Annotated in this window: 15 protein-coding genes, 2 tRNA genes and 1 pseudogene; 14 read left to right on the forward strand and 4 right to left on the reverse strand. The window is 59.4% G+C overall.

Features of this window, described 5'->3' with window-relative positions; translation table 11 throughout:
- Positions 1-9 precede the first annotated feature (9 nt).
- The 7 genes and pseudogenes from hflX (at position 10) to OQ460_RS02600 (ending at position 8354) form a co-directional block, all read left to right on the forward strand.
- A complete protein-coding gene (gene hflX, locus OQ460_RS02570) occupies positions 10-1311 on the forward strand; it encodes a ribosome rescue GTPase HflX (RefSeq protein ID WP_410020357.1) in 1302 nt (433 codons plus the stop codon).
- 96 nt (positions 1312-1407) lie between these two features.
- Positions 1408-2586 carry an FtsH protease activity modulator HflK gene (gene hflK, locus OQ460_RS02575; RefSeq protein ID WP_410020358.1) on the forward strand — a complete coding sequence of 393 codons (1179 nt, stop codon included), beginning with the start codon at positions 1408-1410 and terminating at the stop codon, positions 2584-2586.
- Positions 2586-3452 (forward strand): protease modulator HflC, encoded by an 867-nt coding sequence (hflC, locus tag OQ460_RS02580; RefSeq protein WP_410020359.1) that lies wholly within the window; start codon positions 2586-2588, stop codon positions 3450-3452. Before hflK ends, hflC begins: the two co-directional genes overlap by 1 nt.
- Before the next feature lie 296 nt (positions 3453-3748).
- A complete protein-coding gene (locus OQ460_RS02585) occupies positions 3749-4936 on the forward strand; it encodes an ATP phosphoribosyltransferase regulatory subunit (RefSeq protein WP_410020360.1) in 1188 nt (395 codons plus the stop codon).
- A gap of 54 nt (positions 4937-4990) precedes the next feature.
- Positions 4991-6280, forward strand: coding sequence for an adenylosuccinate synthase (locus tag OQ460_RS02590; RefSeq protein WP_410020361.1), 1290 nt, complete (start codon positions 4991-4993; stop codon positions 6278-6280).
- Positions 6281-7394: 1114 nt separating this feature from the next.
- Positions 7395-7448, forward strand: a pseudogene (locus OQ460_RS02595) (hypothetical protein); the annotation flags it as partial.
- 201 nt (positions 7449-7649) lie between these two features.
- Entirely contained in the window at positions 7650-8354 is a 705-nt protein-coding gene (locus tag OQ460_RS02600; protein ID WP_410021911.1) for a methyl-accepting chemotaxis protein, read from the forward strand.
- A 46-nt stretch (positions 8355-8400) separates the two neighbouring features.
- On the opposite strand, the gene OQ460_RS02605 is transcribed toward OQ460_RS02600, so the two are convergent.
- From OQ460_RS02605 to OQ460_RS02620, 4 genes are all read right to left on the reverse strand, one after another.
- Positions 8401-9966: an ABC transporter permease gene (locus OQ460_RS02605; protein ID WP_410020362.1), complete on the reverse strand. Its 1566-nt coding sequence runs from the start codon at positions 9964-9966 to the stop codon at positions 8401-8403.
- Positions 9966-10994: an extracellular solute-binding protein gene (locus OQ460_RS02610; protein ID WP_410020363.1), complete on the reverse strand. Its 1029-nt coding sequence runs from the start codon at positions 10992-10994 to the stop codon at positions 9966-9968. The genes OQ460_RS02605 and OQ460_RS02610 overlap by 1 nt, the downstream gene beginning before the upstream one ends.
- 184 nt (positions 10995-11178) lie before the next feature.
- Positions 11179-11265, reverse strand: a tRNA-Leu gene (locus tag OQ460_RS02615).
- A 176-nt stretch (positions 11266-11441) separates the two neighbouring features.
- A tRNA-Leu gene (locus OQ460_RS02620) sits at positions 11442-11528 on the reverse strand.
- A gap of 224 nt (positions 11529-11752) precedes the next feature.
- Here OQ460_RS02620 and rnr point away from each other — a divergent pair.
- The 7 genes from rnr (at position 11753) to dnaB (ending at position 18934) form a co-directional block, all read left to right on the forward strand.
- Positions 11753-14383 (forward strand): ribonuclease R, encoded by a 2631-nt coding sequence (rnr, locus tag OQ460_RS02625; RefSeq protein WP_410020364.1) that lies wholly within the window; start codon positions 11753-11755, stop codon positions 14381-14383.
- A complete protein-coding gene (gene rlmB / locus OQ460_RS02630) occupies positions 14380-15150 on the forward strand; it encodes a 23S rRNA (guanosine(2251)-2'-O)-methyltransferase RlmB (protein WP_410020365.1) in 771 nt (256 codons plus the stop codon). Before rnr ends, rlmB begins: the two co-directional genes overlap by 4 nt.
- Before the next feature lie 202 nt (positions 15151-15352).
- Positions 15353-15775: a 30S ribosomal protein S6 gene (gene rpsF / locus OQ460_RS02635; protein ID WP_003217491.1), complete on the forward strand. Its 423-nt coding sequence runs from the start codon at positions 15353-15355 to the stop codon at positions 15773-15775.
- Between the two features lie 28 nt (positions 15776-15803).
- Positions 15804-16034: a 30S ribosomal protein S18 gene (gene rpsR / locus OQ460_RS02640; protein ID WP_003171373.1), complete on the forward strand. Its 231-nt coding sequence runs from the start codon at positions 15804-15806 to the stop codon at positions 16032-16034.
- 36 nt (positions 16035-16070) lie between these two features.
- Complete coding sequence (locus OQ460_RS02645; RefSeq protein WP_410020366.1) at positions 16071-16964, forward strand: hypothetical protein; 894 nt, start codon at positions 16071-16073, stop codon at positions 16962-16964.
- Positions 16965-16982: 18 nt separating this feature from the next.
- Positions 16983-17429 (forward strand): 50S ribosomal protein L9, encoded by a 447-nt coding sequence (gene rplI / locus OQ460_RS02650; protein ID WP_003171376.1) that lies wholly within the window; start codon positions 16983-16985, stop codon positions 17427-17429.
- A gap of 110 nt (positions 17430-17539) precedes the next feature.
- Positions 17540-18934: a replicative DNA helicase gene (dnaB, locus tag OQ460_RS02655; protein ID WP_038445597.1), complete on the forward strand. Its 1395-nt coding sequence runs from the start codon at positions 17540-17542 to the stop codon at positions 18932-18934.
- Positions 18935-19079 lie beyond the last annotated feature (145 nt).

A 19079-nucleotide genomic window follows, 5' to 3' on the forward strand; every position in this document is an offset into this window, starting at 1 on the left:
GAGTCTCCTTTGTTCTTTGAGCGCCACGGTGGTGGTGAGCGAGTGATCCTCGTTCACTTGGATGGACAGGACCCTGAGGCGCGCGAAGATCCGCAGGAGTTTCAGGAGCTGGCAAATTCGGCCGGCGCCGAGACCGTCGCGTTTTTTAACGTGCCGCGTCATCGGCCAACCGCCAAATTCCTGATAGGCAGCGGCAAGGTCGAGGAACTACGCGATCTGGTCCATGCCGAAGAAGCCGATCTGGTGATCTTCAATCACACCCTCACGCCCAGTCAGGAGCGCAACCTCGAGCGTGTCTTCGAGTGTCGCGTGATCGACCGCACCGGTCTGATTCTCGATATTTTCGCCCAGCGCGCCCGTACCCATGAAGGCAAGCTCCAGGTAGAACTGGCCCAGCTTGATCACATGAGCACACGGCTGGTGCGTGGCTGGACTCACCTTGAGCGCCAGGGTGGCGGTATCGGCATGCGTGGTCCGGGTGAAACCCAGCTGGAAACCGACCGGCGCCTGCTGCGGGTTCGCCTGCGCCAGATCAAGGGCCGCCTGGAAAAAGTACGCAGCCAGCGCGAGCAGTCGCGTCGTGGCCGTATGCGTGCGGATATTCCTACCGTTTCCCTGGTTGGCTACACCAACGCCGGCAAATCCACGTTATTCAACAACGTGACGAAATCGGACGTGTATGCGGCCGACCAGCTGTTCGCCACCCTTGATCCGACCTTGCGCCGCCTGGATTTGGACGACCTGGGGCCGATTGTTCTGGCCGATACCGTGGGTTTCATTCGTCATTTGCCGCACAAGCTGGTCGAGGCATTTCGGTCTACGCTCGAAGAGTCGAGCAACTCAGACCTGTTGTTGCATGTGATCGATGCTGCCGAGCCTGACCGGATGTTGCAGATTGAACAGGTGATGCTGGTACTGGGCGAGATTGGTGCCCAGGACTTGCCGATCCTGGAGGTCTATAACAAACTCGATTTACTTGAGGGTGTGGAACCACAGATCCAGCGCGATGAAAACGGCAAGCCCCAGAGGGTCTGGCTGTCGGCGCGAGATGGCAGTGGCCTGGAGTTGCTTGAGCAAGCCATTGCCGAATTGCTTGGCAGTGATTTGTTTGTCGGTACCTTGCGCTTGCCGCAACGTTTTGCTCGACTGCGTGCTCAGTTTTTCGAGCTGGGCGCGGTACAGAAAGAAGAGCACGACGAAGAAGGTGTCTGCTTGCTGGCGGTTCGATTGCCTCGGTCGGAGCTGAATCGGCTGGTCAGCCGTGAAGGTGTGGTCCCGACGGAGTTCCTCGAACAACACACTTTGCAATAAAAGCCTGAGAAAGCGGTTGTGCCGCTGTGGCAGGCATTCTGTAGCATTGGTCGGCGCGCCGTGGGTGCGTCTTTGCTTTATCAGATGGAGAGCGCTATGGCTTGGAATGAGCCGGGTGGCAACTCGAACAATCAGGATCCTTGGGGTGGTAAACGCCGCAATAATGGCGACCGCAAGGGGCCGCCGGATCTCGACGAGGCCTTCCGAAAGCTGCAGGAAAGCCTGAATGGGTTGTTCGGTGGTGGAAAAAAACGTGGTGGTGATGATGGTGGTCGCACGAGCAAGGGTGGTGGTTACGGCCTGCTTGGCCTCGCCCTCGTCGCGCTTGCGGCTGTCTGGCTGTACAGCGCGGTTTACGTCGTGGACGAGCAGGAGCAGGCCGTGGTGCTGCGCTTCGGCAAGTACTACGAGACCGTCGGCCCGGGCCTGAATATCTATTTCCCGCCGATCGACCAGAAGTACATGGAAAACGTCACGCGTGAGCGTGCCTACACCAAGCAAGGCCAGATGCTGACCGAAGACGAGAATATCGTCGAAGTGCCGCTGACCGTGCAGTACAAGATCAGCAACCTGCAGGACTTCGTGCTGAACGTCGACCAGCCGGAAATCAGCTTGCAACATGCGACCGAAAGCGCCCTGCGCCACGTAGTGGGTTCCACCGCGATGGACCAGGTGCTGACCGAAGGTCGTGAGTTGATGGCCAGCGAAATCAAGGAGCGCCTGCAACGGTTCCTCGATACCTATCGCACCGGTATCACCGTCACCCAGGTCAACGTACAAAGCGCAGCGGCACCGCGTGAAGTGCAGGAAGCCTTCGATGACGTGATCCGTGCCCGTGAAGACGAGCAGCGTTCGCGCAACCAGGCTGAAACCTACGCTAATGGCGTGGTGCCGGAAGCTCGTGGTCAGGCCCAGCGTATCCTTGAGGATGCCAACGGTTACCGCGATGAAGTGGTCTCCCGTGCCAAGGGTGAGGCAGATCGCTTCACCAAGCTGGTGGCCGAGTACCGCAAGGCACCGGAAGTCACGCGTGAGCGTCTGTACCTGGACACCATGCAGGAAGTCTTCAGCAACACCAGCAAGGTCCTCGTGACCGGCAACAAGGATGGGCAGAGCAACCTGCTTTACCTGCCGCTGGACAAGATGATCGACAGTGGTCGTAGTGGTAGCAGTGCTTCTCCTTCCGCCAGTTCGACTGCCGCTGCCAACGAAGCGAGCGCCCGTGCGGCCGCCGACCTGCAGCAACAGCAAACACGTTCCAGGGAGAGTCGTTGATGAGCAATAAATCGCTGACCGCCCTGATTGTGGGCGTCGTCGTGGTCATCGCTGCCTGGAACTGCTTCTACATCGTGTCTCAGACCGAGCGCGCGGTGTTGCTGCAATTCGGCCGCGTGGTCCAGGCAGATGTCCAGCCGGGCTTGCATGTGAAGATCCCCTACGTCAACAAGGTGCGCAAGTTCGACGGCCGCCTGATGACGCTGGATGCACCGACACAGCGCTTCCTGACCCTGGAAAAGAAAGCTGTGATGGTTGACGCCTACGCCAAGTGGCGCGTCAAGGATGCCGAGCGCTTCTACACTGCGACCTCCGGCCTCAAGCAGATCGCCGACGAGCGTTTGTCGCGTCGTCTGGAATCGGGCCTGCGTGACCAGTTTGGTAAGCGCACCCTGCACGAGGTAGTGTCTGGCGAGCGTGATGCGTTGATGTCGGATATCACGGCTTCGCTGAACAAAATGGCCGAAAAAGAGCTGGGCATCGAAGTGATCGATGTTCGGGTCAAGGCTATTGATCTGCCGAAGGAAGTGAACCGCAGCGTGTTCGAGCGCATGAGCACCGAGCGTGAACGTGAAGCCCGCGAGCACCGCGCCAAGGGTAACGAGTTGGCTGAAGGTATCCGTGCGGATGCCGACCGTCAGCGTCGTGTACTGTTGGCAGAAGCTTATCGCGAGTCTGAAGAGGCGCGTGGTGACGGTGATGCTCAAGCGGCATCGATCTACGCCAAGGCCTACGGCCAGGACCAGGAGTTCTACTCGTTCTACCGTAGCCTGCGTGCTTACCGTGAAAGCTTTGCGAACAAAACCGATGTCATGGTATTGGACCCAAGTAGCGACTTCTTCCGCTACCTGGAAAAGTCCAAGTAACCCGGTTTTTACCTGAGTCCACTCCGTCGGGCGGCTAAAATGCTCGGCGGGGTGATCCTTTGGGAAAACGGGTGTATGATGCGGCAGCCGGGAAATTCCCGGCTTTTTTGCGTCTGCATGTTTGATTGTTGATGTGTTTGGCAGGCGTGACAGGTTTTTCGAGGAAAGTGCCCGACGAGGCCGATTGCAGGCCGTTCGTCACGTCGCTCTTGCGCGTGGTTTATGCAGGAGCCGGGGGTTTTCTGCTTCACTCAAGGCTCGCCCAAGGGCTGGCCGGGTCATAGGGGATTGGCGTAATGGCAACGGTAGACCGCTGGCTGCTGCCAGATGGCATCGAAGAAGTACTGCCACCAGAGGCTGCGCGTATTGAAATCGCGCGCCGCCAGGTGTTGGATCTGTTCCAGAGCTGGGGTTACGAGTTTGTCGTGACCCCCCATATCGAGTACCTGGAATCCCTGCTGACCGGCGCGGGCCAGGACCTGGATCTGCGCACTTTCAAGGTCATCGACCCGCAGTCGGGCCGGCAAATGGGCTTTCGTGCCGATATCACGCCGCAAGTGGCGCGCATCGATGCGCATACTTTGCGCCGTGAAGGGCCGAGCCGCCTGTGTTACGCCGGCAGCGTATTGCATGCTCAGCCACGTGCCTTGTCGTCTTCCCGGAGCCCGATCCAGTTGGGCGCCGAGTTGTACGGCGATGCGAGCCCGAGCAGCGATGTGGAGGTCATCAGCCTGATGCTGGCCATGTTGCAACTGGCCGATGTGCCGGATGTCCATATGGACCTGGGTCACGTTGGTATCTACCGTGGCCTGGCCCGTGCGGCCGGCTTGTCCGGTGAGGTGGAGCAACAATTGTTCGATGCCTTGCAACGCAAGGCTATCGATGAAGTGATTGCCCTGACCGAGGGTGTGCCTGCGGATCTGGCGGGAATGCTGCGTGCTCTGGTAGGCCTGTGTGGTGGCCGTGAAGTCCTGGCTGCGGCTCGTGAACGCCTGGCGCATGCACCTGCACCGGTGTTGGCGGCACTCAATGACGTGCTGGCAATTGCCGAACAGCTGTCGGCCCGCTTTCCACAGTTGCCGCTGTATTTCGACCTGGGTGAGTTGCGCGGCTACCACTACCATACCGGTGTGGTGTTCGCCGTGTTTGTGCCGGGTGTTGGCCAAGCCATCGCCCAGGGCGGTCGTTATGACGATATCGGCGCCGACTTCGGTCGTGCCCGTCCGGCGACTGGCTTTTCTACCGATTTGAAAACCCTGGTGACCCTGGGGCGTGCTGAGGTCGAGTTACCGTCTGGCGGTATCTGGATGCCTGACAGTACGGACGCAGCACTCTGGCAGCAGGTATGCCAGTTGCGCAGCGAGGGTCAGCGTGTCGTTCAGGCGCTGCCTGGGCAGCCATTGGCCGCCGCCCGTGAAGCGGACTGCGACCGGCAATTGATTTTGCAAAACGGGCTTTGGCAAGTATCGCCACTGGCTTCTTGAGTTTTCCTGCCGGCCGCTGCCGGCACCAAGTTTGCGCGAATGAGGACAAGTGTTATGGGTAAGAATGTCGTAGTCCTGGGCACCCAATGGGGTGATGAGGGCAAAGGCAAGATCGTTGATCTGCTGACCGAACATGCTGCCGCCGTAGTGCGCTACCAAGGTGGCCACAACGCTGGCCACACGCTGGTCATCGATGGCGAAAAAACCGTCTTGCACCTGATTCCGTCGGGCGTACTGCGCGAAGGCGTGCAATGCCTGATCGGCAACGGCGTGGTGGTTGCTCCAGACGCCCTGCTGCGCGAGATCACCAAGCTGGAAGAGAAAGGCGTACCGGTGCGCGAGCGCCTGCGTATCAGTCCGTCCTGCCCGCTGATCCTGTCCTTCCACGTCGCGCTGGACCAGGCCCGTGAAAAGGCCCGTGGCGAGCTGAAGATCGGTACGACCGGTCGCGGCATCGGCCCGGCCTACGAAGACAAGGTTGCACGTCGTGGCCTGCGTGTGGGCGATCTGCTCAACATGCCGCGCTTTGAAGACAAGCTGCGTGAGCTGGTGGAATACCACAACTTCATGCTGGTGGGTTACTACAAAGAGCCAGCCATCGAGTTTGAAAAGACCCTGGCCGAGTGCAAGCAATACGCTGAGCTGCTCAAGCCGCTGATGCTGGACGTGACGGCCGAACTGCACGACCTGCGTCGCGCTGGCAAGGACATCATGTTCGAAGGTGCCCAGGGTTCGTTGCTGGACATCGATCACGGCACCTACCCGTACGTGACCAGCTCCAACACTACCGCTGGCGGCGTTGCTACCGGTTCGGGTGTTGGCCCGATGTTCCTGGACTACATCCTGGGTATCACCAAGGCCTACACCACTCGTGTCGGTTCGGGTCCGTTCCCGACTGAGCTGTTCGACGACGTCGGTGCGCACCTGGCCAAGCAAGGTCACGAATTCGGCGCGACGACCGGCCGTGCTCGTCGTTGTGGTTGGTTTGACGCTGTTATCCTGCGTCGCGCTATCGACGTGAATAGCATCTCGGGCATCTGCCTGACCAAGCTGGACGTGCTCGATGGTCTGGAAACCATCAACATCTGCGTTGGCTACAAAGATGCAGAAGGCAAGGATGTTGCCCCGACTGATGCTGATAGCTACGTGGGCCTGCAGCCTGTGTACGAAGAAGTGCCAGGCTGGACCGAGTCGACCGTGGGTGCCAAAACCCTGGAAGAGCTGCCAGCCAATGCCCGTGCCTACATCAAGCGAGTTGAAGAGCTGATCGGCGCGCCGATCGACATTATTTCGACGGGGCCGGACCGCAACGAGACCATCGTTCTGCGTCACCCGTTCGCTTAATAAACCGTTGATGTAAAAAGCAAAGGGCCCCTTCGAGGGCCCTTTGTTGTTTCTGCCCTGTACACGGCACGACCCTTGCTGTGTTTCTGTCTTTCGCGGTGCCATCATTTTAATGGCGCGCAAGGTGGAGGGGTAACCAGTGTCTGCCGTTCTCTCATTGTTACAAAGTCGACTGTTGCGCCCGGTGTTCGTTACGCTCGGTATCGCTCTTTTGGTGCAAGTGCTGGTGGCCGTCGCCCTGACGCGTACCACAGTGACCGCTCTGGAAGCAGATCTGGATAGCCGTCTGGGGGCAGATAGCCAGAAGTTGGCTGGGGAGTTGGCCCGGGCAGGTGAGGCAGTAACGTCCAGTCTGGACAGCCTTTCGGCGAGTACACGGGACCGCCTGACTGCAGGTCTTTCTGCGCGCTTGAAGCAAGAGCAGCAGCAACTGCGCGCGACTCTGGAAAAAGACCTGAAGGATTCTGCCAATGACATGGCTCAATTGCTGGCCTCGGTCGCGCCCCGAGCGATGTGGGACAGTGATGTTCCGGCCCTGTCGGAGTTCGCTCGACGTGCACAGCGCAATCCCAACGTATTGTTTGTGGTGTATGACGATGCCACTGGTCAGCATCTCACGCGCTACCTGAACCGGGAAAACCCGATCAACAAGGCGCTGCTGGAGAAGGGGCAAGGTGATCGTGCCCTGGATAAAGTCTTGAATGCGGCAAAAAGCGATCCTTCGGTGTATTACCTGGAAGCGTCCATCAGCCCCAATGGCGTGGAAATCGGCAAGGTCCTCATGGGAGTGTCTACCGCATTGGTGGAGGCTGACCTGGCGGCCCTGGACCAGCGTTTCGCTGCGTTGATCGCCAGCAGCGACCAATTAGTCGGCGATAGCCTCAAAGGCGCCGCGGCCGATAGCGCTGCCGTCATGGGGGCGCGTTTGCAGTCGGCCCAGGCCACGGCGACACAAATGGCGGCTAATACCGCTGGGGCGGTGCAAGAGGCTGCAGGGGCGTTGCGCTGGCGTATCGGTATGGGGCTGGCGGTAGTCGGTTTTGCAGTGTTGTTGCTGGTTGCCGTGGTGCTTGGTCGACGCGTGGTCAATCGCCTGAAACTTCTGATTGCCGCGATGGATGATCTGGCAGCCGGTGAAGGCGACCTGACCAAGCGTGTACAAATCAACAGCCGGGATGAAATCGGTGCCATGGCCTCGGCGGTCAATCGCTTTGTAGATAAGTTGCAGCCGATCGTGCGTGAAGCGGGGGATGTAGCTCAGCGCACCGGTGTGGAGATTGGTGCGATGACCCTGCGCAATGCCGGTGCCGACGCTGCGGCGGGCTTGCAGCGCGATGAAGTGGCCGAGAGTCTGCGGGCGTTGTCGCAAATGGCTGATGAGGCCCAGGCGGAAAGCCATGCCATGCAGGCGGCGTTGCAGCAGGTGGTGGAGATTCGCCAGGCTACGGATGAAAACTCGCGCACCTCGGCTGAGGTGGGCGGTTTGATCGAGGCGCTCGCGGGACAGGTGCAGGCCGGTTCCAGGGTTATTGAGCGACTTGCGCAGCAGAGCGAGCAGATCGAGGTAGTGTTGACGGTGATCCACGGGATTGCCGAGCAGACCAACCTGTTGGCACTCAATGCGGCCATCGAGGCGGCTCGCGCCGGTGAGACCGGGCGCGGCTTCGCAGTGGTGGCGGACGAGGTGCGCGCGCTTGCCAGCAAGACCCAGAGTTCTACCGGCGATATCCAGGCGCATATCGTGGCGTTGCAGCAAGGTGCGCGTGAGGCGGTGGAAACCATCAGCAAGGCCGGACGCCAGGCCAACGAAGGTTTGTTGGTGCTGCGTGACAGCGTGCGGTTGCAGCAATCGGTGCAGGCCTCGGTGGAACAGGTGCATGCTGCGATTGGCCTGGCCACCCGCGCGGCCGAGCATCAGGCGCAAGGAGCGCATGCTGTGCGCGGTCGGGTAGAGGTGATTCATGCCCAGGCCGAACGTGCGGCGCAGGCTGTCGTGGAAACGACGGCAAGCGGTAAGGTGTTGGATGGTTTGGCAGCGCAATTGAAGGCGAGCCTGGGGCAGTTCAGGGCCTAGCGTTGTCTGATCTGGCGCTTTCGCGAGCAAGCCCGCGATAGCTATTTCAGCGGCTCAGATACATCCGCGTCGTCAGCAAGTACACCGGTAACCCCGATACCAGAATCAACAAGGCCGCATAGGGTGCCGCTGCCGCGAACTCCACATTCGAGGTATGCGCCCACACGGCGGTCGCCAGGGTGTTAAGCCCGGTTGGACTGAGCAGTAAGGTCGCCGTCAGTTCTTTCATCGCATCCAGGAACACCAGCGCAAAGGCAGCCCCCAGCGCCGGAAAGATAATCGGCAAGGTCACCCGACAAAACGCACTGAACGACGATGCGCCCAATGTGCGCGCAGCCTCTTCCAGTTGTGGTGCGGCCTTGTTCAGCGCGGTACGGATCGGCGCCTGGGCCAGTGGCAGAAACAGGAGCGCATAAGCGATCAGCAGGAGCCCCGACGTCTGATACAGGGCCGGCACGTAATGCAGGGCGAAATACACCAGCGTCAGCGCAATCACCAGGCCGGGCAGGGCGTGCAACAGGTATGGCAGGCGTTCTGCCCACAATGCGAGCTGCCCCTTGTAGCGCACCACTAGCAGGCCTACTGGTACGGCCAGCGCCAGACACAATGCAGCGCCGCCCAGAGACAGCGCCAGCGATGACAGGAGCGCCTCGCCGATTTCAGCCATCGGAAAGGCGGCCGACGAGCCCACCGCCAGCCAATAGCCGAGCATTGCCAATGGAATGCCACTACCAACGATCGCCAGTGCCAGGCAGTACACCTGTGCCAGCGGTGTCCATCGGCCCAGGCGTACCTGCTCGGCCCGTCGCGCTGCGCCTTGGCCGGTGCGTACATGCCGGCCCTTGCCGCGAACCCGCAGCTCTAGCCACAGCAGGGTCAGGCACATCGCCAGCAGCACCGCTGAAAGCATTGCCGCATTGGCGTTGCTGAATTCCAGTTCGAACTGTTGGTAGATCGCGGTGGTAAAGGTTTGCAGCCCGATGATTGACAAGGCTCCGAACTCAACCAGCATATGCAGCGCAATCAGCAACGCCCCGGCCAGCAGCGAAGGCCACAGCAAGGGGAGGGTGATGCGCCAGAATACGCCCCAGCGATTCATCCCCAGGGTGCGGGCCGACTCTTCCAGGGAGGGGTCCAGATTGCGCAGGGTGGCCGCCACCGGCAGAAACACCAGTGGGTATTTGGACAAGCTCATCACCAGGATGGCGCCGCCCAGCCCTTCGAAGCCGGCGCTCAGCGAAACCCAGGTAAAGCTGCTAACGAACGCCGGAACGGCAAAGGGCAGGCACAGGATCACGCCCCACAGGCGCCTTCCCGGCAGATTACTGCGCTCCAGCAGCCAGGCCAGGGACAGGCCGATCACCCCGCAGGCGAGGGTTACGCCGACCATCAATGCCAAAGTGTTGAGCAGTAATCCAAATACATATGGTCGCCACAACAAGTGTACGGCCTCGGCCCAGCCTGCCTGCCAGGCCTTGAGGCCCACATACACCAGGGGCAGCAGGCTCATGCCTACCAGTAACAGGACTGGTAGCAGCAACCAGATCGAGGGACGCTTGCGCCTGGGGTTGAATCCCCCGCTCAAGGCGGTGGAGGCGAGCGATGGGTTCATCAGTTCAGGCCAACTTCACGTTCCAGCTCCAGGGCTTCTTCGGCGTTGCCCAGGTCGGCGGGGGTGACTTTCGGTGGTTGCAGCTCATTGAATGGCTTGAGGCCGCGATTGGATACCATGCCTTTGCGCAGCGGATATTCGGCGGAGGTGTTGGTGATTACCCGCTGACCCTCTTCGCTGGCCATGAATGCCAGCAGTTGCTGGGCCTGCTCGGGGTGTTTGCTGGATTTCAGTGCCGCAGCGGCCGATACCGTGATCAGGCCGCCAGCATCGCCGTCGGTGAAGTAATGCAGTTGGGAATCCAGGTTGGTCTTTTCCTTTTTCAGGGCAAACCAGTAGTAGTTATTCACCAGTACGGTCGCGACTTCGCCATTTTCCACGGCTTTGAGGGCAACCATGTTGTTGCTGTAGACCTTGCCGAAGGCGCGCAGGCCGGTGAGCCATTCTTCAGCGGCTTCGCGGCCGTGTAGCTTGATGATGGCCACGGCCTGCTCCTGGAACGCGCCGCTCGTCGGGACGAAGCCAACCTTGCCTTGCCACTCGGGGCCGGCGAAATCCAGCACCGACGAGGGCAGGTCTTTCTCGGCAATCAGTTTCGGGTTGAAAGCTACTACGCGGGTGCGTGCGGTTACGCCCATCCAGGCGCCGTTGCTGGCCACGTATTCCTTTGGCAGTACTTCCAAGGTGCTGGCGTCAATGGTGGCTAGCAGGCCCTGTTCGCCGAGTTTGTTCAGGGGTGGTGATTCTTCGGTGTAGATCACATCGGCGGGGGAGCGGTCGCCTTCCTCGACAACCTGGCTGGCCAACTGATTGCTGCTGCCCTTGCGGACATTGACATGGATGCCGGTCTTGGCCTCAAAGGCCTTGGCGAGTTCGTCGCCGACTTCTTTGTGTTGGCCGTTGTACAAGGTCAGCTCGACCTTGTCGGCGGAATATGCGGCGGGCGATAGCAGGGTCAGGCCGAGCAGGGCGATGGCCAGGCCACGCAGAAGAAGAGATGTCTTGAGACGGATATTGCTGATCATCATCCGGAGTTTTCCTCGCTTTGAAATGCAACAAATCATTACCGATTTGTTGCGGCAGGATAAACGATAAACCTTCTCAAGTGCGGCCGAGGGCTGGAATCGCTGGCAATTTTCCAGGCTCGGAAACGCAAAAACCCGCTTTCGCGGGTTTTTGTGATGCTCAAGGTCAAAACCTTGAGTTTGAATTTGGTGCCCAGGAGAAGACTCGAACTTCCACGACCTTGCGATCACCAGCACCTGAAGCTGGCGTGTCTACCAATTTCACCACCTGGGCAGCATCAACAACGTTGCCGCTGTTGATGGGCGAACTATACGGCGGGCTTTTTGATCTGTAAACCCCTGATTCGAAAATATAAATCGGGTTTTTCGTTAAAAATCAAAGGCCTATAACGCAAAAACCCGCTTTCGCGGGTTCTTGTTAGACTCGAGGTTGAACCTTGAGTTTGAAATTGGTGCCCAGGAGAAGACTCGAACTTCCACGACCTTGCGATCACCAGCACCTGAAGCTGGCGTGTCTACCAATTTCACCACCTGGGCAGTATCAACAACGTTGCCGTCGTCGATGGCGCGCACTATACGGAGTGACTTTTGTGCTGTAAACCCCCGTCATTAAAAAAGCCTGGAAAATTTCGCGGGCGGTCGCGCAAATTGGGTTTTGGTGGCGCTAAAGTGCTTTTACGAGCTTGTTGACACCTGAAATTTCCCGTTTCAATACGCGTATGCCAAACTAACCCGCATATAGACAAGGTGAAAACTCTCTAATGGCCGATTGGCAGTCCCTCGATCCCGAGGCCGCTCGTGAAGCGGAAAAATATGAAAACCCTATTCCTAGCCGCGAACTGATCCTGGCGCACCTCGCCGATCGGGGTTCGCCTGCTAGCCGCGAGCAGTTGGTTGAAGAGTTCGGTCTGACTACCGAAGACCAGCTCGAGGCCCTGCGCCGCCGCCTGCGAGCCATGGAGCGCGACGCGCAGTTGATCTATACCCGCCGAGGCACTTACGCGCCGGTGGACAAACTCGACCTTATCCTTGGTCGCATTGCGGGTCACCGTGATGGTTTCGGCTTCCTGATTCCCGATGACGGCAGTGACGACCTGTTCATGAGCCCGGCACAAATGCGCCTGGTGTTCGATGGCGACCGTGCCCTGGCCCGGGTGTCCGGCCTGGATCGTCGTGGCCGTCGTGAAGGTGTGATCGTCGAAGTGGTGTCCCGTGCCCACGAGTCCATCGTCGGCCGTTACTTCGAAGAAGGCGGCATCGGCTTTGTTATTCCGGATAACCCGAAGGTCCAGCAGGAAGTGCTGGTGACTCCGGGCCGTAATGGCGCCGCCAAGGTCGGTCAGTTCGTCGAGGTTAAAATCACCCACTGGCCAACCCCGCGCTTCCAGCCACAGGGCGATATCGTCGAAGTGGTCGGCAACTACATGGCGCCGGGCATGGAAATCGATGTTGCGTTGCGCACCTACGATATTCCTCACGTCTGGCCGGAGGCGGTGCTCAAAGAGGCCGCCAAGCTCAAGCCGGAAGTCGAAGAGAAAGACAAAGAGAAGCGCATCGACCTGCGTCATCTGCCGTTTGTCACCATTGATGGTGAAGATGCCCGTGACTTCGACGATGCGGTCTACTGCGAAGCCAAGCCCGGCAAGCTGCGCCTGTTCTCCGGAGGCTGGAAGCTCTACGTCGCGATCGCCGATGTTTCCAGTTACGTGAAGATCGGTTCGGCCCTGGACAACGAAGCCCAGGTGCGTGGCAACTCGGTGTACTTCCCCGAGCGCGTGATCCCGATGCTGCCTGAGCAGTTGTCCAACGGCCTGTGCTCCCTGAACCCGAAAGTCGACCGTTTGGCCATGGTGTGCGAGATGACTATCTCGAAAACCGGCGAAATGACCGATTACCAGTTCTACGAAGCGGTGATCCACTCCCAGGCGCGCCTGACCTACAACAAGGTCAGTACCATCCTGGAACAGCCGAAAACCAGCGAAGCCAAGGCGCTGCGTGGTGAGTACGGTCATGTTGTGCCGCATCTGAAGCAGTTGTATGCCTTGTACAAGGTGCTGTTGGGCGCACGTCATATCCGTGGTGCGATCGATTTTGAAACCCAGGAAACCCGGATCATCTTTGGCTCCGAGCGCAAAATCGCCGAAATCACCCCGACGACGCGTAACGACGCCCACAAACTGATTGAGGAATGCATGCTGGCGGCCAACGTGGCCACTGCTGAATTCCTGAAAAAGCACGAAATTCCTGCGCTGTACCGGGTCCACGACGGTCCGCCGCCGGAGCGCCTGGAAAAACTGCGCGCGTTTCTCGGCGAGCTTGGCCTGTCCCTGCACAAAGGCAAGGACGGTCCATCGCCCAAGGATTACCAGGCCTTGCTGGCCAGCATCAAGGATCGTCCGGACTTCCACCTGATCCAGACCGTGATGCTGCGGTCCCTGAGCCAGGCGGTGTACAGCGCCGACAACCAGGGCCACTTTGGCCTGAATTACGAGGCGTACACCCACTTCACCTCGCCGATTCGCCGTTACCCAGACTTGCTCACGCACCGGGCGATCCGCAGCGTGATCCATTCCAAGATGAATACCCCGCACGTCAAGCGTGCAGGCGCCATGAGCATTCCGAAGGCGCGGATCTATCCGTACGACGAAGCGATCCTTGAGCAATTGGGCGAGCAGTGCTCCATGAACGAGCGTCGCGCCGATGAAGCCACCCGTGACGTGGTGAACTGGCTCAAGTGCGAGTTCATGAAAGACCGTGTGGGTGAGTCGTTCCCGGGTGTGATCACTGCGGTGACCGGCTTTGGGCTGTTCGTAGAATTGACCGATATCTACGTTGAAGGGCTGGTCCACGTCACGGCCTTGCCGGGGGACTATTACCACTTCGATCCTGTGCATCACCGCTTGGCGGGCGAGCGCACCGGTCGCAGCTTTCGCCTGGGTGACACGGTTGAAGTGCGAGTCATGCGCGTCGATCTCGACGAGCGCAAGATCGACTTCGAAATGGCAGAAAAGACCCTCGAAGCGCCGATTGGCCGCAAGAAGCGTGGTGCTGAGACTTCGGCGCCGGCAAAAAAAGGCGCCCCGGCTAAAGCCTCCGCCGCCGAACCTGCGGCAGCCAAGCCTGCGCGCCGTTCGTCGAGCAAAGAGAAAGCCAGCGACGCGTACCGTCCTGGCGATGCTGCGGCGAAAAACGCCGAGTTGCGCAAAAGTCGCGAGTTGAAGCAACAGTTGCTCAACGAGGCCAAAGGCGGTGGTAAGGCGACGTCTGGGGGAAAGTCCCAAGGCGCCGACAAGCCATCGGGCAAACCGAGTAAACACCGTAAAGGCCCGCCCAAGGCGGGTTCGGCCCCAGCCAAAAGTGGCGGGTCGCGCAAACCTAAGGCCAAGTCATGAGTCTGGAAAAAATCTACGGCGTCCACGCCGTAGAAGCATTGCTGCGTCACCACCCGAAACGCGTCAAGCAGGTGTGGTTGGCAGAGGGGCGCAGCGAACCGCGCGTCCAGGCGCTGGTCGAGCTGGCGAATGAAAATCGCGTGGCGATCGGCCAGGCCGAGCGTCGCGAAATGGACGTGTGGGTCGAAGGCGTACACCAGGGCGTGGTGGCTGATGTCAGCCCAAGCCAGGTCTGGGGTGAGGCGATGCTCGACGAGTTGCTCGACCGTACAGAAGGCGCTCCGCTGTTGTTGGTGCTCGACGGCGTGACCGATCCGCACAACCTGGGTGCTTGCCTGCGTTCGGCGGATGCTGCCGGTGCGCTGGCAGTCATCGTGCCTAAAGACAAATCGGCAACCCTTACGCCGGTGGTGCGCAAGGTGGCCTGTGGTGCGGCGGAAGTGATTCCGCTGGTGGCCGTGACCAACCTGGCGCGCACCCTGGAGAAACTCCAGCAGCGCGGCTTGTGGGTTGTCGGCACGGCGGGCGAGGCCGAGGTCAGCATTTATGACCAGGACCTCACCGGCCCGACCATTCTGATCATGGGGGCCGAAGGCAAAGGCATGCGTCGCCTCACTCGCGAGCATTGCGATTACCTGGTGCATCTGCCGATGGCCGGTAGCGTCAGCAGCCTCAACGTCTCCGTTGCGACCGGCGTGTGCCTGTTCGAGGCTCAGCGCCAGCGCGGTGCCAAGGCCAAAAAAGCAGCCGCTCCTCGGAAGCCATAAGCTTCAAGCTGCAAGTTTAGGCGCGAGGTGGATTTGCCACTTGTAGCTTGTCGCTTGCAGCTTCCCCCCGGCTCCTCTACTATTGCGCCCCTTGCCTTCCTGGCGGGCACAGATGTGCCTCCCTGCGGCAAGATCCATAAGTGTCATTCACTCCTTGTCTGACCGTTTTTGAGCGGCAGGCTACAACCCGTAAGGAGCATTCATGCGTCATTACGAAATCATCTTTTTGGTCCACCCGGATCAAAGCGAGCAAGTCGGCGGCATGGTTGAGCGTTACACCAAGCTGATCGAAGAAGACGGCGGCAAAATCCACCGTCTGGAAGATTGGGGCCGTCGTCAACTGGCCTACGCAATCAACAATGTTCACAAGGCTCACTACGTGATGCTGAACGTTGAGTGCACTGGCAAGGCCCTGGCCGAGCTGGAAGACAACTTCCGCTACAACGATGCAGTGATCCGTAACCTGGTCATCCGTCGCGAAGAAGCCGTTACCGGCCAATCCGAGATGCTCAAGGCTGAAGAAAACCGCAGTGAGCGCCGTGAGCGTCGCGACCGTCCTGAGCACGAAGGCGCTGAAAGCGCTGACAGTGATGACAGCGACAACAGCGATAACGCTGACGAGTAATCCACGGACCTTTTAAGGAGCCTATCAAATGGCACGTTTCTTCCGTCGTCGTAAGTTTTGCCGCTTCACCGCTGAAGAAGTGAAGGAGATCGACTACAAAGATCTCAACACTCTGAAAGCCTACGTATCCGAGACCGGCAAAATTGTTCCAAGCCGCATCACCGGTACCAAAGCTCGTTATCAGCGTCAGCTGGCCACCGCTATCAAGCGCGCCCGCTTCCTGGCCCTGCTGGCCTACACCGACAGCCACGGCCGCTGAGACCGGGCAGTCGACAAGTGGTAAGGGATTGAATGCATGCGCGCCTTAGCTGAGTTCATCATGCGCGGTCGTGTGCAGGCCACTCTGGTAGTGGCTGGATGTGCAGCATTGCCGTTGTTGTATTGGTTGGGTGCTGCCGCAGGTTGCCTTGTGCTCCTGCGGCGCGGTTTGAAGGACGCCCTTGGTGTCCTTGCCCTGGGGTTGTTGCCAGCCTTGATCTGGTGGTTGCAATTTGATGATCCGCGGGTACTTCTGGTACTGCTGGGGTCATCGAGCCTTGCGTTGGTTTTGCGCGCAAGTGAGTCCTGGACTCGCACGCTGCTGGTCAGCGTGGCATTGGGGTTGGTGTATTCAGTGGTGCTTGGCGCGGCTTTCCGCCCGCAAATCGAGGCGCTGTCGCAGGAGTTGGTTAAAATCCTGCCACTGGCCCTCGGGGATCTCTACCAGCAATTGTCGGTAGAAGAGCGAGCGCGCATGGCCACACTGATTGCACCGGTCCTGACCGGCCTGATAGCGGCACTGTTGCAAGTCGTCAGTGTGCTGAGCCTGATTCTTGGGCGTTACTGGCAGGCGTTGTTGTATAACCCGGGTGGTTTTGGTCGCGAGTTTCGCAGTATCAGAATCCCCGCAGGACCAGCGATGTTGCTGCTGGCGTGCATGCTTGTAGGGCCGAACTTCGGTCCGCAAATGGCCATGTTGACGCCGTTGTGCAGCGTACCGCTGGTGATTGCCGGGCTGGCCCTGATGCACGGGCTGGTGGCGCAAAAGCGCCTGGCCAAGTTCTGGCTGGTGGGGTTGTACGTGACGCTGTTGCTGTTTATGCAACTGATCTATCCGTTACTCGTGGTTTTGGCCATTGTCGACGGCCTGATTGATTTTCGCGGTCGTCTGGCGTCCAAGGATGCCGACAACGCGAACGGTGAAGGTTAAAAGTTAGAGGATTTTCACATGCAACTGATCCTTCTGGAAAAAGTCGCCAACCTGGGCAACCTGGGCGACAAAGTAAACGTTAAGGCCGGCTACGGTCGTAACTACCTGCTGCCATACGGCAAAGCCACCGCTGCAACCGCTGCCAACCTGGCCGCGTTTGAAGAGCGTCGTGCTGAGCTGGAAAAAGCCGCAGCAGACAAAAAAGCTTCGGCCGAAACTCGCGCTGCCCAACTGGCTGAGCTGGAAGTGACTATCACTGCCACCGCCGGTGACGAAGGCAAGCTGTTCGGCTCGATCGGTACTCACGACATCGCTGATGCACTGACCGCCTCTGGCGTTGAAGTGCAGAAGAGCGAAGTTCGTCTGCCGAACGGCACCATCCGCAACGTAGGCGAATTCGACGTAGCCGTGCACCTGCACGCTGAAGTTGAAGCCACCGTACGCGTTGTCGTGGTAGCAGCTTAAGAAGCGCCTAACTGACTGGCACCTCGCGTGTCAGCCAGTTAACATCGGGCACGATCCTGTTTACAGGTCGTGCCTTTTGTTTTTCTACACACCCCTAATTCCAAGTGGCCATGAACGATATTTCAGCTCCCGAGCAATACGATCTGCAAACCGCTGCCCTGAAGGTGCCGCCGCACTCCATCGAGGCCGAACAGGCCGTGCTCGGTGGTTTGATGCTGGACAACAACGCCTGGGAGCGCGTGCTGGATCAAGTCTCGGACGGTGACTTCTATCGGCATGACCACCGCCTGATCTTCCGCGCCATCGCCAAGCTGGCCGACCTGAACTCCCCCATCGACGTAGTGACCCTTGCCGAGCAATTGGACAAGGAAGGTCAGACTTCGCAGGTGGGTGGCCTCGGTTACCTGGGCGAGTTGGCGAAAAACACCCCGTCAGTCGCCAACATCAAGGCCTATGCGCAGATCGTCCGCGCGCGGGCCACCTTGCGCCAACTGATCGGCATCGCCACTGAAATCGCCGACAGCGCCTTCAACCCGGAAGGGCGTACGGCTGAAGAAATCCTTGACGAAGCCGAGCGCCAGATCTTTCAGATCGCCGAAGCCCGGCCAAAAACCGGTGGCCCGGTCAGCGTCAATGACCTGTTGACCAAGGCCATCGACCGTATCGATACCCTGTTTAACACCGACAATGCCATCACTGGCCTGTCTACTGGCTATACCGACCTCGATGGCATGACCAGTGGCTTGCAGCCGGCCGACCTGATCATTGTTGCCGGCCGTCCATCCATGGGTAAAACCACGTTTGCGATGAACCTGGTGGAAAACGCGGTATTGCGCAGCGAAAAAGCTGTATTGGTTTACTCCCTCGAGATGCCAGGTGAATCGCTGATCATGCGGATGCTCTCGTCCCTGGGGCGTATCGACCAGACAAAAGTCCGTGCCGGCCGCCTGGAAGATGACGACTGGCCGCGCCTGACCTCGGCGGTGAACCTGCTCAACGACCGTAAGCTGTTTATCGATGACACCGCCGGTATCAGCCCCTCGGAAATGCGTGCGCGCACCCGACGCCTGGTGCGTGAGCATGGTGATGTCGGCCTGATCATGATCGACTACCTGCAATTGATGCAGATCCCGGGCTCCGGTGGCGATAACCGGACCAACGAGATTTCCGAGATTTCCCGCTCGCTGAAAGCCCTGGCCAAGGAATTCAACTGCCCGGTGGTGGCGCTGTCCCAGCTCAACCGCTCCCTGGAGCAGCGTCCGAACAAACGCCCGATCAACTCCGACTTGCGCGAATCCGGAGCGATCGAGCAGGACGCCGACGTCATCATGTTCGTGTACCGGGACGAGGTATATCACCCGGAAACCGAGCATAAAGGCATTGCCGAAATCATCATCGGCAAACAGCGTAACGGTCCTATCGGCACCACGCGCCTGGCGTTCATCGGCAAATACACCCGTTTCGAAAACCTTGCGCCAGGTAGTTACAACTTCGAAGACGAATAGCGACAAGCAGTGTGGGAGCGGGCTTGCTCGCGAAGGCGTCGGATTAGCCAGTAGATGTGTTGGCTGACACACCGCTTCCGCGAGCAAGCCCGCTGCCACCTTCGAAAGCCTTCACTATTCAGGGCTCGCCATAATTCCGACCGTT

This window comes from Pseudomonas imrae (assembly GCF_046352735.2).
Classification (GTDB): Bacteria; Pseudomonadota; Gammaproteobacteria; order Pseudomonadales; family Pseudomonadaceae; genus Aquipseudomonas; species Aquipseudomonas imrae.